The following is a 17,355-nucleotide window of genomic DNA, read 5'->3' as shown; positions in this document are numbered from 1 at the left end:
ATACCTCTACCGTTTATCTAACTGCTGCCGCAACCATGATGTCCACGCATCGAGACCAGTCTTTGTTGTACAACTAATCTCGAAAATCTTTGCATGGGGATTTAAATTATGAATATCTCGTAACGCCACTTCTTTATTAAAGGGAATATACGGAAGTAAATCAATTTTATTGACTAAAACCGCAGCAGCCTCTTTGAAAATAAGAGGATATTTTAGCGGTTTATCTTCCCCTTCTGTAACGGATAATACAGTCACTTTCATATGTTCCCCAATATCAAATTCTGCAGGGCATACTAAATTACCTACATTTTCAATAATAATCATATCTAATGCATCTAAATCTAATTCTTGCAATGCATTTTCTATCATCTGTGCATCTAAGTGACACCCTCCTACTGTATTGATTTGCAATACAGGTATACCCAATGCATGAATTCGTTCTGCATCTTTTGATGTAAATAAATCACCTTCAATGACAGCCAATCGATAGTCTTTCACTAAATCTTTTAATGTAGCCTCTAGTAAAGACGTTTTCCCCGCCCCTGGAGAACCTAATAAATTAAATACAAAAATATGTTTATCCTTAAATACTTCTTTTAAACTATGTGCTATGGCATCATTCTTAGCTAGCACATTTGTCATTACTGGTACTTCCATACGTATTTGCCTCTTAGTATTCTATGTATCTATTAAATTACTATACTAACAAAGTTACTAGTTAGACCCGAGGTCATGGACTAGTAACTTTTACCTTATCTATATCATATATTATTTTATCTTTTTTTGCATGACAAATCTAATAAAATATTAATCCATATCAATGGATGTCACTTGTAATTCACGGCCACTTACGGTAGCAATCATATGACTTTTACAATAGGGACATACAAACCGATAGTTTTCAACGGGAAATTCCTTATCGCAATCCACACAATGACCCACGATTGGCAAGGTTGTGATGGCAAGTGTTGCCCCTTCCGCAGGTGTTCCCTTAGTAACGGCATCAAAGCAAAACAAGAGTGCCTCTTTTTCAACACCACTCATACGACCTAAATTCAATTGAATACTATGAACCACCGTCCCATTATTTTTCTGTAATGTGTCGAGTGCAATATCAACAATTCCCTCTGCTATCGACATTTCATGCATGTATATCCCCTGCCTTTTGTAGTTGGTACGCTTCATATACAGACTCTAGCATCATAGTCGTAGTCACTGATCCTACTCCACCTGGTACAGGCGTAATCGCACTAGCTACTTTGCTTACATTTGTATAATCTACATCGCCTATAGTGGTGCCATCTAAATCATTAATGCCCACATCAATAATAACAGCGCCTGTTTTTACCATATCCGCAGTAATCATATGCGCCTTGCCAGCCGCAGCAATCACAATATCTGCATCTTTCACGGTGCCAGGCAAATCAGCCGTACGGGAGTGACAAATAGTCACTGTCCCATGTTGTGCCAATACCATTAATGCCACCGGTTTTCCAATCACTTGACTGCGACCTACAACAACAACTTTTTTACCTGCCACAGAGATGTTATAGTGTGCTAATATCGCCATACACGCCTTAGCTGTACATGGTACTAAACTTGGTTTGCCACAAGTCATGCGCCCTATATTGTAAGTGGTGAGTCCATCAATATCTTTTTTGGGTGCCAATGTATCGATAATAGCATCTGTATGAATATGACTTGGCATAGGCATTAATGGTAAAATGCCATGAATACTAGGATCCTCATTCAATGATTGCACGACGCCAATTACCTCTTCTTGTGTAGCTGTTGTAGGCAATGTAATACGTCGACAACTGAATCCTATTTGTAACGCAGTTTTTTCCATAAATTTAGCATACATAGCAGCCGCTTTATCATCGCCTACCAATATAATCGCCATAGAAAGAATCGTATTATTTTCTTTCAATGCCCCTAACTTTTCTAATAATATTTTCTTATGTGCCTCTGCAACAGCTTTACCTCTTAATTCCAACATAACTATCTCTCCATCTCTCAACTAACTAACCATTTACTATATGTGTATTGACCAAAGCAATACACGCTAAAAAACATGATTTCATTATACCCAACTACGAATGATTTCTTGATGAAATCTAGCTAAACATATATGTTAATGGGAAAAGACAACTCGAACTGTTTCATCGTCGGTTACTTCTGTGCCAGCCGGTATATCTTGTGATACGGCATATCCCGTACCATCAGGTATAAAGGCAAGACCCGCCTCATGTAACCACTGTCTAACTTCACCGAAAGAATAGCCCGTAAAATCAGGAATCACGATGCGTTCATTCCCTTGTTTAGTGACAGTTGGCAATGACCGTTTTTCTACTTTTGTCGTCTTTTCTTGTTCGCGCACAGATGGAGATATTTGATAGTATCGTACTAATTGGGACATAATATCCTTAAATACTGGTGCTGCAATTTGTCCGCCATAAATAGAGCCTTGACTAGGATCATCAATTACCACTAACGCCACAAACCGAGGGTCTTCTACGGGACCAAACCCTATGAATGATGCTATATAGCGACCATCTAAATATCCGCCATACTCAGTATTTAATTTTTGAGCAGTCCCCGTTTTGCCAGCAAAATGATATCCTTCTACCATGGCATTGTGACCGCCCCCTTCGGATACTTCTTTTTCTAGAATATCTACGATTGTCTGAGCTACTGATGACGGAATTGGTTGTCCTACTTCTTCTGGTTCTGTAGTACTCACAACAGAACCATCTGAATTATTATAGGACTTGATAATATGTGGTTTCATCATTTTACCACCATTAGCAATCGCCCCAAAAGCACGCACCATTTGAAGTGGCGTAACTGCAATACTTTGACCGATTGACATAGAGGCCGTATCGACATCTGCCATCTGATCCGCTTCAAATAAAATACCTTCCCCTTCGCCAGGCAATTCAATCCCCGTAGGTTGTCCGAACCCGAATTTTTTCACATAGTCCACTAAAATCTTAGGACCTGTCGTAATGCCGATTTTCGCCATCCCTGTATTGATAGAAAATTTAAGGATATCCAACAATCGCACATCCCCATAACCTTCTCCATTCCAGTTTTTCATAACATGGTCATTCGTCTTAATATAGCCTACATCGTGATACACTGTGTCAAGGCTCCACTTATTAGAAGCTAGTGCCGCCGATGCAATGATTGGCTTGAACGTAGATCCCGGTTCGTACAAGTTAGTAACTGCAATATTTTTAAAAGATTCTTTCGACCCTTTTTCGTAATGATTAGGGTCGTAGGTAGGTCGATTAGCTAAGGCCAAAATTTCCCCCGTCTTAGGGTCCATAATGATAACACTCGCATGGGCTGGTTTTGTAGTAGCCATAGCAGTATCTAACGCTCGTTCCGCTATAAACTGTACCGTAGAATCTAAGGTCAAGGTCACACTTTCCCCTTTATTGGGTAAAAATTTAGACATGACAGAACCAAATATAGCATTTCCTTTAGCATCAGTAGCAATTAATTCCTCTGCAATCGTTCCTCTAATCGTGTCATCTAGCACCATTTCAAGGCCATCTAATCCCTTATCATCTGTACCAACAAATCCTAATACTTGTGCTGCCAATTCACTATTTGGATAAAAGCGCCGACTTTCTTCCACAAAATTAAGTCCTTCCAAGCCCTCTTGTGCCATAATCTCCTGTACCGCTTTTGATTTATCTGGATCCATCATGCGATCTAACCATACAAAAGCTGTGTCCTGTCTAAGACGAGCTGCGATTTCATCTTTAGGAATCGTTACATACGGTGCTAACAGTTCAGCGATTTCCTCTGGTGTTTTTTTAATCATCGCCGGATCAGCATAGAGGGATTTCGTCATCATGCTCATGGCTAATGGATTGCCATTGCGATCATAAATGGTCCCTCTAGGCGATTGCAACTTACGATCCACTTCTACTTGTGCATTGTTTTTACCAATCAATTCACGGGCATCAAAAATTTGCAACTGAAACAAGCGGCCTACTAATAAGAAAATAAAGCATAGAATGCATAGATATAAAATGTGTAACCGTTTTTGTATGCGATTAACGTCTTTATTCTCCATTTTCTATCTCCTCTTGTTTAATCGTATCCCTCATCAATTTACGTTTCACTGCATGCATCAGTGCTTCTGGTGTGTTTTTTACCTGCTTAGACTGCACTTGATGTAATACATGGGGTAATAATTCTCCTACGCGATCCCCCATCACTGTCAATAGCTCTCTATCATACTGTAAATCCCGCGTATGAATAGGTATACTCTTTGCGATACGCGCTAATTTTTTTCCAAATGTCACCGTATCATCCACCATCTGCTCCGACTTGCCCGTACCGATAATATCAGCTACACACACTTTCGATTGTTGCTCGCATGCTTCTTGTAATTCGCGGCTATATCGAAAAGATCCACTATTGGCTTCTTTGCGCATCCACTTTTCCGCATTCGCCTCTGGATGACTGACAAAATAATGAAAGCGCATATGATTTTGCACTAACCATACAACTCGACTGACGAATTTTTTATCGTATCCAAACCGTAATAGTATCTGCTGTGCTAACACGGCACCAGCTTCATCATGGCCCCAATCCGTAATTTTTCCATTACGAATGCCTCGCACCTCTGGTAACCCTTTACCCACATCATGCAATAATGCGGCCCATCGCAAAATTAAATCTGGTTGTGTAGCATGAACCACCGCCAAGGTGTGATGCCATCCATCAAATTCATGATACCGTTTTTCTTGCGGTAAATTCACCAAATGATATAGCTCTGGCAAAATAGGGACCATTTCTATTTGTCCATGGCGCACAACTTTACAAGCGCAGTTTCCCAATCTTGATTGCACTAGTAAATCTAAGCCTTTTTCAGCAAACGGTTCCAACAATAATGTCTCTATCTCTGCTTTCACCCGTTCTAATGAAAGTCCTTCTACGCGTGAAAAAGCAGATGGCATAGCATTTACCAAACTTTCACTAGGTGAAAAGTCTAATTTGGCCACGAAACGACACGCTCTAAACAAACGCAATGCATCTTCTTGAAAGCGTCTATGAGGATCACCGATTGTTTCCAACCGTTTGTGAGAAATCGCATGAACGCCGCCTACTAAATCGATAATATGCCCAGTTTCATTCATGGCCATCCCATTGACAGTAAAGTCCCGTCGCTTAACATCTTCTTCCAAGGAATCTGCGTATGCCACAGAAGTAGGGCGATGACTATCTTTTCCATATTGTTCTCGACGATACGTAGCCACTTCATAGTGACCTTCTGGCGTGATAACTACTACAACACCGAATGATTTTCCTACGAGTCCAGTCGTTTGGTAGCCGTTGCGTTCCATAATCTGTACAACCGTATCTGGTCTAGCAGAGGTAACAATATCAAAATCATGCGGTTCTCGCTTCATCACAATATCACGGACTGCGCCACCAATAATAAATGCTTCATAACCAGCTGCAGTAAGGGCCGCTAAAATACGATTAGCCCCTTTCCACATAATTGATATATTCATACGTCACCTCCTACCAAGAATAAGACTCACATCGATACAACTAGTAACTATTATTTTATTGTACTACAGGAATATGTTTTATGCATTAAAAATGCGTATGCCTATCGTGATACTATGTATCTTTCTTCAACAAGATTACATAATTCATTATAGACAATACGCATAGGACATGTAAAATAGGTATCCATAAAAATTATTTTTTACGAAAACGAGTGTTAAAAGAAACACCTTGCCACTAGTATATAAACTCTATGGACTTATAAATTTCTAATTCGTTCTGCAATTAATTCGCCATGCATAGTTTTCGCCAAACCGCCTTCACTCGTTTCTCGCAACGTGCTTGGCAAGGCCCGTCCAATCTCATTCATTGCTTCAATCACTTCATCGGGAGGAATTTGAGAGGCAATCCCCATCATGGATAATTCTGCCGCCGTCAATGCATGCACGGCATACACACCGTTTCGTTTAACACAAGGTACTTCCACTAGTCCTGCTACGGGGTCGCACACCAAGCCTAATATATTTTTCAAGCATAATGCCACTGCATGGCCTACGGTCGAAGGTTTCCCCCCCATCATAGCTACTACTGCTCCTGCCGCCATAGCCGCTGCTGAGCCCACTTCAGCTTGACAACCACCAACCGCACCTGCCACACAAGCTCGTTCCGTAATCACATTGCCAATGCCAGCAGCCGCTAAAAAACCATCTATATAGGCAGATTCTGGCAATGTATAGGCTTCTCCCACTGCTTTTAAACAGGCTGGTAACACACCACATGATCCGGCCGTCGGGCATGCTACAATACGATACATTTTTGCATTCGCCTCATTGACCGCAATGGCGTAAGTCATCGCACGATAGGCGAGTTCACTCATAAACCGTGGCGTATTGCCTAATAACCTAGCCGCTTGACCACCCGACATGCCACTTTGCGTACGATCAATATTATCTAACCCCGATTGAACGGACTCTTCAAAAATCTGTAACCGTCGTTGAATTTCTCTGATAACATCTTCACGAGATTTCTCATATTGTGCCATTTCTTGCCGTAAAACGACTTCACTAAAAGAAATGGATTCCGTTTGTGCTAATTCAATAATATCTGCTATTGTTTCATACTGATATCTCATAGTATCACCCATCGTCATATCTAATTAGTACAACCCCTATCTCTCTAATAACTACTTTTCTCGTATGCTGGCCTATTCCTCGCCAACTATACTATGGGCGCAATGAGTGCCCATCTATCTTTCACTATGCCTAACAACACACGTTCTATTATCATGTACATCTATACAATGACTAACAACTAAAAGTAAATGCATCAAGCGTTTACCTATCTAGTAAGCCCTATATCATATGAACTACATATTCTATGCAATCGATACCTCGTATCACCGCAATGTAGAACCAGATAGCTCGCGCTAGATAACCATCTACTCATCACTAAAGTTTAGCAAACATTAATACATCGGTCACATTTGGCAGATTACGAATTTCTCCTAATGACGCTTTATCCACAGGCGAGTCTGTAGTAATCACCATAACAGCTTCTTCATGTTTATTTTTTCTAAATACACGCATGCCGGAAATATTAATTTGTTTCTGACCTAATACACCAGATACGCCGAAAATAACACCCGGTTTATCATTATGCAAAATAATTAATGTTTCTTCATCACCTGTAATGTCCACTGCCATACCGTCAATTTCAGTAACTAAAATGCGTCCGCCTCCTAAGGATCTGCCTACCACAGAAGCATGATGCGAATCATCCGCATTATACATATCAAATCGCACTACATTAGGATGACCTACATCAATCGGCGATTCAATAAAGCGATATGACAAATGACTCTTACTTGCTAGTGTGTACGCTTCTCGAATGCGTTCATCATCGGCGCAAAGTCCTAACAAGCCTGCTAATAACGCTTTATCCGTACCATGTCCTTTATAGGTTTTAGCAAATGATCCGTATAGGGTCATATCCACTCTCGCAGGTTGCTCTTGAAAAATATATCGTGCCATGTTAGCCAACCGAGAGGCTCCTGCAGTATGAGAACTAGACGGTCCAATCATAACGGGACCAATGATATCAAAAATACTATTCATACAGCACCTCCTATCGCTTTCATTATATAAATAACCGTAGTAAAAGTCTATAACTAGCTCGCCATTATATGTTTTACCACAAATTACCATCGCCCTCTCACGCAAATGATATCTATACTGCACCACATCAATAGAATTGACAATCCATCGTATCCATAATAATACCTATTTCGCTAGTTAAAATGCTATAGTTTCCGCCGCACACGCATTAGCGATGTTTCTTTAATGTGACATGAGGAATGCATGCATAATGAGGCTTTTCTAACCACATAGGTCAATGAAAATTTTCAATCTTTTTTATCCATTCATTTTGACTGTCTTACCACCTAGGTACACTATCTGGTGTATCATCAAATCTTTCTACGGTGGATTCTTTTATATTACTATGTTCAGTGGTATCGAACCATGTGCTATACCTCTAATCCATGAATGTTAAACAACGATGATAATTATATAAATCACTCCATAAAAAAGCACCTCACACATAACAAGTGTATGAGGTGCCTTTCAATTCTTTATGCGTAGCAGTTCTCTCTTATATCGTAGTGTATCGTCATATAAACCTTTATACACTGAAACATAGTAGATAACTTATGATACTTGCAACGTATCCTACCATACGCGATGCACTGTAACATGCTATATATTTTATGATGAATCTATTACAATATCGATATATTGAAAATAAGAGTACCTTACTCTATATCTTATGATTGATGAGAGCCTAGTATTTCTTTCATATCCGCTTCAGGTGTCGTAATCGGATGTAATTGGAATTTGTCCACTAGTATTTGCAACACATTGGATGAGAAAAATTTAGGAACCGATGGCCCAATATAGATATTGCGAATACCTAATGCTAATAAAGTCAATAAAATGCAAACCGCTTTTTGTTCGTACCAAGATAAAACGAGTGTCAACGGTAACTCATTCACATCGCAATCAAAGGCATTTGCTAACGCTAATGCCACTTGAATGGCTGAATACGCATCATTACATTGACCCATATCCATAATACGTGGTAGTCCCCCAATAGTCCCCATATCAAGGTCATTAAATCGATATTTACCACAAGCAAGCGTTAACACAACGGTATCTGCTGGTGTTTGTTTAACAAATTCAGTATAGTAATTACGACCTACTTTAGCACCATCACAACCGCCCACTAAAAAGAAGTGTTTAATCTGTCCTGCTTTTACTGCGTCGATAACTGTATCCGCCACACTAAGAACTGTACCACGGCCAAAACCAGTAGTCACTTCGTGGCCTCCATTAATACCTGTAAATTCTTGTGCTTCTTGATAGCCTCCCAATCGTTTAGCATGTGCAATGATAGGCGAGAAATCCTTCGTTCCGTCCTCTTTCGTAGGAATATAAGAGCACCCTGGGAAAGCCACCATATCGGTAGTATAAATATGGGATTGATAACTTTCTTTTGGTGGCATAATACAGTTGGTAGTAAACAAGAAACACCCTGGCACGTTATCAAATTCTTGTTGCTGATTTTGCCATGCTGTACCAAAATTTCCTTTTAATTGTGGATATTTTTTTAATTCTGGATATGCATGACATGGTAACATTTCCCCATGGGTATACACATTAACGCCTGTCCCCTTCGTTTGTTCCAATAACATTTTCAAGTCATGTAAATCATGACCTGTAACCACGATAAATGGTCCTGGTTCTACCGTCAAAGGCACTGTTGTTGGTTCTGGTGTACCATAGGTTTCTGTATTAGCAGCATCCAACAAACCCATGCACGCTAAATTAACATTACCAAATTCCATCAATAAGTCTAACCATTCTTCAGGAGAATGATCAGTAGCCACTTCCACTAATCCCTTAACGAACCAAGCATCTACCTGTTCATCATTATACCCTAATATCGCCGCATGCCAAGCATAGGCACCCATACCACGCAATCCTAACAATAAGGTAGAGCGCAAGGATACAATATCTTCATCTCCCGTCCAAAGTGCTTCCCAATCAAAATCTGCTATCGATGTATCGATACTATCTCGGCACGCATGTACCTCTTCCAAAAAGGCTTTGATCGATGTATCATCAAAATTTACATTCGTTACACAAATAAATAGACCTTTTTTTAATATATTAATCGCTTCTCTTGTAGCCCGATGCGCATTACAAGCACGTGCTAATCCTATCAATGCCGCCGTTACTTGATCTTGTAATGTGGCAACTGATTCACTCTTACCGCAAACACCTTGTACTGTACAACCACCTGGTACTGCTGATTGTTCACATTGAAAGCAAAACATACTCATAATGATCCTCCTTCACGAGACTTTCTCGCTTTATATACTATTCATTCTTATTCATATCTTGTACGATATGACCTTTGTCATAACTACGAATATAGTGTACTATAATCATAGAACAAAATCTGTAGCTTCAGCTACATCTGATATTTTATATGCTGAAAGTTTCATACTACCATCATGGCTATGACCAATCAGAGATCTGTATACGATTTTTTATACAATAGTACCAATGTATAATTGACCTATTATACACGTATTATCTAATCGCTACCCGTGTCATACGATTCATGTCCTGTGGTATCCACCTTTCGTGTTCTACTATAACTAGCTTTCAACATATGTAATCGTATAAAATATCTAACACGCATAAAAGGAGATATATATGGTAAAAAATTCAACGATTTCATTACTAGAGAGTCATTATGAAGCCATTGCTGCTTGTCCTCTATTTCGCGGTTTACAGCGCGATGAGTTATTATCCTATTTGCAATCTGTTCCTATTTTACTAAAAAACTATCAAAAACATGACTTTATCGCTATTTCTGGAGATCCCATGGAAGGTATCGGCATCGTAGTAGAAGGTAGTGCCCTATTAACTCGTGAAAATGTACTTGGCCAGCGAGTGATTATGACAGAATTAACACAATCATCTATGTTCGGAGAAGCCTTACTATTTACTGCTCGCCCCTTATGGCCGGCTACGATTAAAACAACAAAACCTACTACTGTACTCTTTATACCGCTAGACAGTTTTATCCAAACGTTGCCAAATTGTCAATATTGTCAAACTAAGATGTTAACTAATTTGCTCCATGATCTGTCAGAAAAAGCATTAACACTGACTAAAAAAGTTCATTATTTAACGTTGAAAGGTATGCGAGAAAAAATTTTTGCCTATTTAACCGATCTGTACACGATGCAACAATCCACGACATTGGAACTACCACATTCACGCCAAGAAATGGCAGACGCCCTCAATGTATGCCGCACTGCCTTAAGCCGTGAGCTAGGTCGTCTACGAGATGAACATATCATTGCCATTCATGGTAAAACAGTACATCTACAAGAATTAGATACTATTTTAGAATACCGTTTCTAGTATGTATGCATGTACGTAAATCATTTCTAACACCTATACCTAGGCTTACCATGTTTCTAAGACATACAACTCATTTACCATCTCTATATAAGCATGCAATCTCCACCTAACTGAGTCGTTATAGATGAACATTCTTTACAAAACCATCTCTGAGAACCTGATTTATTCTTGCTATATTTCATACAAATACTATTGCAAACAGGACGGATAACCCTCTTCATTATATCTACCTCCGAAAATTCATTTTCTAAAGAAGATATAACACTAATTTTCCTTAAGATTTCAAGAGTTTCGAGTATTTTTACCAACTCTTTTTGTCCTATAAGCCTAAAATATCCACCAAAACAAACAAAAAGCACTGAGTCTAGTAAGAGTACTAGACTCAGTGCTTTTATATGGTTTTTATTATATAACGCTCTCCACACCAGATAAACCAACATTTCTATAGCCGCGTTGATATCTATCTATAAGATGGTATCATTTATAAATAGCCTATCATCATCTACTCTTTACCTTGCCCATGTTAGTTTCACCATAACTATACTATCAGCAAGTTATACGTTGTATCGCTTTTTCTGTCACTATATTTCTCAATACCTACACTATCAGTAAAATGTGGCATCATAGATTGATACAAGTTCTACTGATTAGAACCAACGGCTAATGTCAAATTCCTCACCGATGGTAGCTTTCACATGAGCTCGTCCTAAATATAACCCCAACAAGGTTAAGGATATATTCGATAATTCGCCGCTATCAAATATATCTGCCAAATCGAGCAACACAGGAGAAATTTTTTCTAAAATATTGCGAGCCTCTGCCCCAGAGAATGAGGTAGGTTTCGATTTCATTAATCCGATTAATCGTTGTTGTATATCTATATCGTTAATATGTGCTTGACGGAATAAGGCTTGTGCCATTGATTCATCTACGATAGCAAGTTTGTACAATGAAGAATTCATACTTTTAACAACAAACGATGTTGGTAAGGTTTCTCCACCCATAGCACGTTCTAATTCCTCAATGGTAAATCCTCTAAAGTTGAATACGAATGGATAGGAATTACTCATTAAGTGGGCAAAGGTAATTTGTTCCCGTTCCGGCATACTACAACGCAAATATTCTAATTGACGGAATACCGAATTATCTCGTGGAATATCCGAAATAAATGGTTCAATATATTTTTCTACATAATGTTGAAAATAATCTAAGGTGTAATTATTAGAATTACGAGAATATTGCAACAGCAAAATGATGGCCATAATTTGAAAGTGACCTAGTGTCAAATGTGGTAAGATACGTAATGCATCAAAGGCCACTAAATAAGGCGTACTAGATTTTGGTTCTTGCACTACATCTAAAAACGCTTCTAGTGCTGCCGATTTCATCCAAAACGTTGGTGTTGCCGCATAGGCTTTCTGCATACATAGCATAGCTTCTTGTACAACAATACTTTCTAATAAAGCTTGTGCCTCTTCAGGATGTGTCACATCTAAGTGATACAATGCATCCGTTGTAATCTCTGTAACAACCTTACGTGTTGCTTCACTAACGCCTCCAAAATAATGGAGAAACGGAGCCATGGCGATATCAACATGAGATTTAGGCACCATCGACTCAGTGGCGTCTTTGTTATGATCCATACCCATTCTACTTGCATCTGCTACGCCACAGGTTTCTCCCATAGAATGCGTATCCCACATAGCACTTGTAGAAATCACACGTGTTTCATCCATTGGTACATTTCTATGTTGCGTATCTACCGCAGGCATGACTAATGTGGCGGATGTTTCTGTATCATTACTATCTATGTCTATATCATCATACGGTTCATCAATAGGGCTATAAAAGTCGCGTTCTACATCGTCTTCCACCCCATCGGTTGCGGGCATTTCTTCTACTAACTGCTTAGGCACTACGGTTGTATGGCTCCCCGTTAATCGATTTCCCACCATGCGATCTGCCTCTTCGATAGCATGTTTTCGATTAGATAGCGATGTGTTTTCATCATCAGTCGTAGTTTCACTATATGTATTCATCGATGTACGTGTATCATCACGTCTATACGGCATACTGTTCGCCCGTTCCTGACGATTCGATTGTGCCTTATATCGTTTCTCGCCCGCTCTTTTTCCATTAGTTTGACGCAATCTAGCATCTTTCGATTGTGGCGATTTAAATAGCCAATAACAAATTAAAAAAAAGATAATCACCACAACTGCAATGACCAGATATGGTATGAATTCTTCCATAATTCCTCCTACACATACATCTCACTATATATTTCTAGTATATCTAGTATCTAGAGTCTAATCATCTATACAATCTACAATTTATATTCATAAAAAGTAGCTCAATCCATCCGCTAATCATCGTTCATCGTAGACAACGACAATCCCATAGATTTAGCTATCCTAATTCTTCATTATATATGGCACGACTACCGCCAATGCTTTTAGGGCGTGTGCGCGCTGCTGTCACATGGGCATATCCAATCGTTGTAACAGATAATCGAACTGGCACCGCCACATGTGTAAGATGCATGCCGATTAAAGTATCGCCTATATCAATACCCGCATCAGCACGAATAAACTCAACTACGCAAGGGTCTTTAAATCGTTCATAGGCCACCGTAGCTAACGACCCTCCCGCTTTGGGTTGAGGTATCACATTGACAATTTCTTCGGTAGTAACCGTCTGTTTTTCAATGACCAATGCACGGTTCAAATGCTCGCAACATTGAATGGCCAATTGAATACCCTGCTTTTGTGTCACATCATATAAACCAGTATATACAGCTTCTGCCACATGTAAATTAGATGCTTTACCAATATGATATCCTGCAATTTCACTAGTCGAACAGCCGATAATCAATCGACTTCCTTCTCTTAACTTGGCCACTTCGATTAACTCTATGACCGCCTGCTTTGTAGCACCAGTAATCGTATCTAACCAGCGACGTTTTTCATCATCGGGACTCGTTTCTTGTTTCATACAAGTCATTTGCACTGGGTAGTCATCCCTATTTTCTTCTGCCTGAGCGTGACAGACTCTCTTATTAGGTCCCACACCAACCCCTCTTTTCATCTCATCTCTAAATGTTTATATGGAATTATATATCCACTACGTTATATCCTATCATACTTTACGTATCCATTAAAGGTAAAAATAGTTTATTTTTATAATTATGTGACGCCGTATTTTTTAGAAAAATAGTATTAAAAATTTAAAATACTTCCCCCTAAATCGATAAGATACTACTCAGCCCCATATGTCTATCATTACTGTAAAAAACTCTTATCTTACTAGTCCCATGATGATACTACTAACAATGATATGCAGCATCTTTCTTATGTGAGTGATACAACATACTTTAACTACATGGTTTAAATGCCATTCCATATAAATTAATGTTTGTATCTCACAACACGTTTCCTTTTCCATAGCAAATTATATGTATGGCACTTCTTATTAGTTCTGCCTAGTGCTTTACAAACAGCACAAAAAATCGGCACAAAGGTTAATACCTTCATGCCGATTAACAGTTTGATAGCACTTAATGATGTAAAACTACGTATTAATAAATACTACAATTAGTCTCTTTTATATGGTTTTTGACCGATTTCATAGAAGTTATTACCTTCAGTATCGCCTACAACGATGCATGGGAAATCTTCAACAGTCAATTCTGCCAATGCTTCTGGGCCTAAGTCTTCATATGCCAATACTTCATATTTTTTAATAGATTTAGCAATCAATGCAGCAGCACCGCCAACAGCAGCAAAATAAGTTGTACCATTTTTCTTCATAGACTCTACAACTTCTGGTTTACGAGATCCTTTACCGATCATACCTTTAATACCTTGATCAAGCATTGTTGGTGTGTACGCATCCATACGACCAGATGTAGTAGGACCAGCAGAACCAATTGGATCACCAGGTTTTGCAGGAGTTGGTCCTAAATAGTACACAATTTTATTAGTCCAATCAATTGGTAATTTTTCACCACGTGCCAATGCTTCTGTCATAACTTTATGAGCTGCATCACGAGCTGAATAAATTTTACCAGTGAATAATACGCTATCTCCTACTTTTAATTTACGAGATACTTCTTCATTATAATCTTCAGTGTTAATGCGAATTGTTTCAGCCATTCTGAGTTCCTCCTATCAATTAAAGTTCTACGTGTGCATGACGCGCTGCATGACACATGATGGTAACAGCTACAGGAAGACCTGCAATATGAGTAGGACCCCATTCAATATTTACACCAATACAAGTAGTAGTACCACCTAATTGCGGTCCAATACCAGTTTTATTTACCATGCCAAGAATTTCTTCTTCAAGTTTAGCGTATTCAGGGTCTTTATGAGGTACATCGATAGGACGAAGTAACGCTTTTTTAGACATAACTGCCGCTTTATCCATAGTACCGCCAATACCGATACCAAGTACGATTGGAGGGCAAGGATTTGGGCCCGCATGTTTTACAATATCAAGTACGGCTTTTTTTACGCCTTCTACACCATCTGCAGGAACTAACATAGCTACATCAGATTTATTTTCAGAACCGAAACCTTTAAGTTCTACTTGAATATCAATCTTGTCGCCAGGTACGATTTCAGTGTAAATAATAGCTGGTGTGTTGTTACCAGTATTTTTACGATTGAACAATGGTTCAGCTACAACGGATTTACGAAGATATCCTTCAACATACCCTGCTGCTACACCAGCGTTAACGGCTTCAGTAAGATCTCCACCTTCAAGATGTACATCTTGACCAATTGAAAGGAATACTAATGTCATGCCTGTATCTTGGCAGTATGGGCGATCTTCTTCTCGAGCAATTTCTGCGTTTTTAATGATTTGGTCTAATACAACGCAACCTACTGGAGATTCTTCTGTTTCACGACCTTTTTTTAATCCTTCATAAATATCTTGTGGTAAGTAGTAAGCAGCATCCATACATAATTGTCTAACCGCTTTTGTAATTTCTGCAACATTAATTGTACGCAAAATAATCCCTCCTCAATTAACATGATTTAGTCAAAACACTGAACATAAATCAACTCTATGAAATTATCATAACATGCTAAATAGGGTCATTCAAGGCACATACTATGCCGTTTTATCAAGCCATTTTCATTTATGAGAAGCTTTATCATATCCACCATTTATAGACATTTATCTATCCAGTACGAACATTTTTGATGTAATACATTTCTTTCGTCTAGCCACGGTATTTTACATGTCAAACTTTAATAGTCTGTATTTTTAATAGGATTTATCACAATGATTGTAAATAACTGTATTAATCAACATTCCTTCATTCATTTAAAAACGCAAAATTTCTAGCATCTTCTCTATGACAAGTAAACCATCGAGATTATTTTTTTGTAACCACAACAGTTTAATTTATATTTATTACCTCATACAAGGGTCCTTTATCCCTTATTATTGATAGTAATTATCATATTTTTATAAATTTTTAGATCGTATACACACATATAGCTATTCTCAGAATCTGCCACTTAGAAAGAAAAATTTTTGATCATTTCTATCACAACATAAGTAACCATCTATTTTTTTGACGTTTTACTGTCATGCCTATCTATAGAGGTTATTAATAAACATGGTATCAGACCTTACTAAAAATAATCGTATTATGAATTTTTGTCATAAGCATTTCAATCATAGCATACCTATAATTATGCATTTATGATATATATTACTCACTTTCTCCATTTTAAAATTACAATATATATGTATATATTATAATTAATAGACTATATTTACTAAATTTTACTCGATTGTTCAACGAGTCATTCTTACTGTGCTTGTATAATGAATATAGCACTAAACGATACTGCGCATCAGGCGATTCTTGTGCAACTTTCAGGCAAGAAATGTCCTTACTCACCATGGCAGCATGGTAACGTTGAGAGAAGTCATAAAGAAGATGGAAAAATTTTATATGGTAGAAAAGTTTTTACAAGCGAAAAAAAATTCATCAAATAAGTAGAAAACATGAAACAAGATATAACAATACAGCAAAGACTACTCTTGACTTCAAAAGCCCAAACCAAGTTGTATCAGAATACTTCTCGATGTGTAACATATGTGTAACAACTAAGACGTAGATATATCAACATAGCGCAAATAGTATTGATTTTTAATCACCTAATGAATAGATAGAAACGTACTTTTTACAGGTACTATTAGCCGTCTATGTCACACATAGGTAACGACTATAAAAGACGAGCAAAATCTTTAAAAAAAAAGACTTGCATTATTTCAACATATCACCTATAATAACAAATGTACT

Annotated in this window: 14 protein-coding genes; 1 reads left to right on the top strand and 13 read right to left on the bottom strand. The window is 38.3% G+C overall.

Annotated features, from left to right (window positions below; genetic code table 11):
• Positions 1-6: 6 nt before the first annotated feature.
• The 8 genes from hypB to hcp all read right to left on the bottom strand — a co-directional run bounded on the left by hypB (position 7) and on the right by hcp (position 9,934).
• Positions 7-657, bottom strand: a complete 651-nt coding sequence (gene hypB / locus K357_RS0107415) for a hydrogenase nickel incorporation protein HypB (RefSeq protein ID WP_028258117.1) — start codon at positions 655-657, stop codon at positions 7-9.
• A gap of 150 nt (positions 658-807) precedes the next feature.
• Positions 808-1,149 (bottom strand): hydrogenase maturation nickel metallochaperone HypA, encoded by a 342-nt coding sequence (gene hypA, locus K357_RS0107410; protein WP_028258116.1) that lies wholly within the window; start codon positions 1,147-1,149, stop codon positions 808-810.
• The gene (locus K357_RS0107405; RefSeq protein ID WP_028258115.1) at positions 1,142-1,999 is read right to left on the bottom strand and encodes a bifunctional 5,10-methylenetetrahydrofolate dehydrogenase/5,10-methenyltetrahydrofolate cyclohydrolase; all 858 of its coding nucleotides are present in this window, start codon (positions 1,997-1,999) and stop codon (positions 1,142-1,144) included. Before K357_RS0107405 ends, hypA begins: the two co-directional genes overlap by 8 nt.
• 135 nt (positions 2,000-2,134) lie before the next feature.
• The gene (locus K357_RS0107400; protein ID WP_038113923.1) at positions 2,135-4,090 is read right to left on the bottom strand and encodes a penicillin-binding protein; all 1,956 of its coding nucleotides are present in this window, start codon (positions 4,088-4,090) and stop codon (positions 2,135-2,137) included.
• Positions 4,080-5,522: an HD domain-containing protein gene (locus tag K357_RS0107395; RefSeq protein WP_028258113.1), complete on the bottom strand. Its 1,443-nt coding sequence runs from the start codon at positions 5,520-5,522 to the stop codon at positions 4,080-4,082. The genes K357_RS0107400 and K357_RS0107395 overlap by 11 nt, the downstream gene beginning before the upstream one ends.
• 272 nt (positions 5,523-5,794) lie before the next feature.
• Entirely contained in the window at positions 5,795-6,667 is an 873-nt protein-coding gene (gene sdaAA, locus K357_RS0107390) for an L-serine ammonia-lyase, iron-sulfur-dependent, subunit alpha (RefSeq protein ID WP_028258112.1), read from the bottom strand.
• Between the two features lie 316 nt (positions 6,668-6,983).
• Complete coding sequence (sdaAB, locus tag K357_RS0107385) at positions 6,984-7,649, bottom strand: L-serine ammonia-lyase, iron-sulfur-dependent subunit beta (protein ID WP_028258111.1); 666 nt, start codon at positions 7,647-7,649, stop codon at positions 6,984-6,986.
• A 707-nt stretch (positions 7,650-8,356) separates the two neighbouring features.
• Positions 8,357-9,934 (bottom strand): hydroxylamine reductase, encoded by a 1,578-nt coding sequence (gene hcp / locus K357_RS0107380; RefSeq protein ID WP_028258110.1) that lies wholly within the window; start codon positions 9,932-9,934, stop codon positions 8,357-8,359.
• Positions 9,935-10,313: 379 nt separating this feature from the next.
• Here hcp and K357_RS0107375 point away from each other — a divergent pair, with 379 nt between their 5' ends.
• Complete coding sequence (locus K357_RS0107375; RefSeq protein WP_028258109.1) at positions 10,314-11,030, top strand: Crp/Fnr family transcriptional regulator; 717 nt, start codon at positions 10,314-10,316, stop codon at positions 11,028-11,030.
• Between the two features lie 83 nt (positions 11,031-11,113).
• On the opposite strand, the gene K357_RS10125 is transcribed toward K357_RS0107375, so the two are convergent.
• From K357_RS10125 to K357_RS0107350, 5 genes are all read right to left on the bottom strand, one after another.
• On the bottom strand, positions 11,114-11,251 hold the full coding sequence (locus tag K357_RS10125; protein WP_425314975.1) for an IS1/IS1595 family N-terminal zinc-binding domain-containing protein: 138 nt from the start codon (positions 11,249-11,251) through the stop codon (positions 11,114-11,116).
• A 426-nt stretch (positions 11,252-11,677) separates the two neighbouring features.
• Positions 11,678-13,282, bottom strand: coding sequence for an LPO_1073/Vpar_1526 family protein (locus K357_RS0107365; protein ID WP_028258107.1), 1,605 nt, complete (start codon positions 13,280-13,282; stop codon positions 11,678-11,680).
• Positions 13,283-13,439: 157 nt separating this feature from the next.
• Complete coding sequence (locus K357_RS0107360; RefSeq protein ID WP_051212175.1) at positions 13,440-14,024, bottom strand: TIGR01440 family protein; 585 nt, start codon at positions 14,022-14,024, stop codon at positions 13,440-13,442.
• Positions 14,025-14,623: 599 nt separating this feature from the next.
• Entirely contained in the window at positions 14,624-15,184 is a 561-nt protein-coding gene (locus K357_RS0107355) for a Fe-S-containing hydro-lyase (protein ID WP_028258105.1), read from the bottom strand.
• A 19-nt stretch (positions 15,185-15,203) separates the two neighbouring features.
• On the bottom strand, positions 15,204-16,046 hold the full coding sequence (locus tag K357_RS0107350; protein ID WP_028258104.1) for a fumarate hydratase: 843 nt from the start codon (positions 16,044-16,046) through the stop codon (positions 15,204-15,206).
• Positions 16,047-17,355: the final 1,309 nt, after the last annotated feature.

It is taken from the genome of Veillonella montpellierensis DSM 17217, assembly GCF_000426745.1.
Taxonomy (GTDB): domain Bacteria; phylum Bacillota; class Negativicutes; order Veillonellales; family Veillonellaceae; genus Veillonella; species Veillonella montpellierensis.
This window is presented reverse-complemented; position numbering and strand designations above follow the sequence as displayed.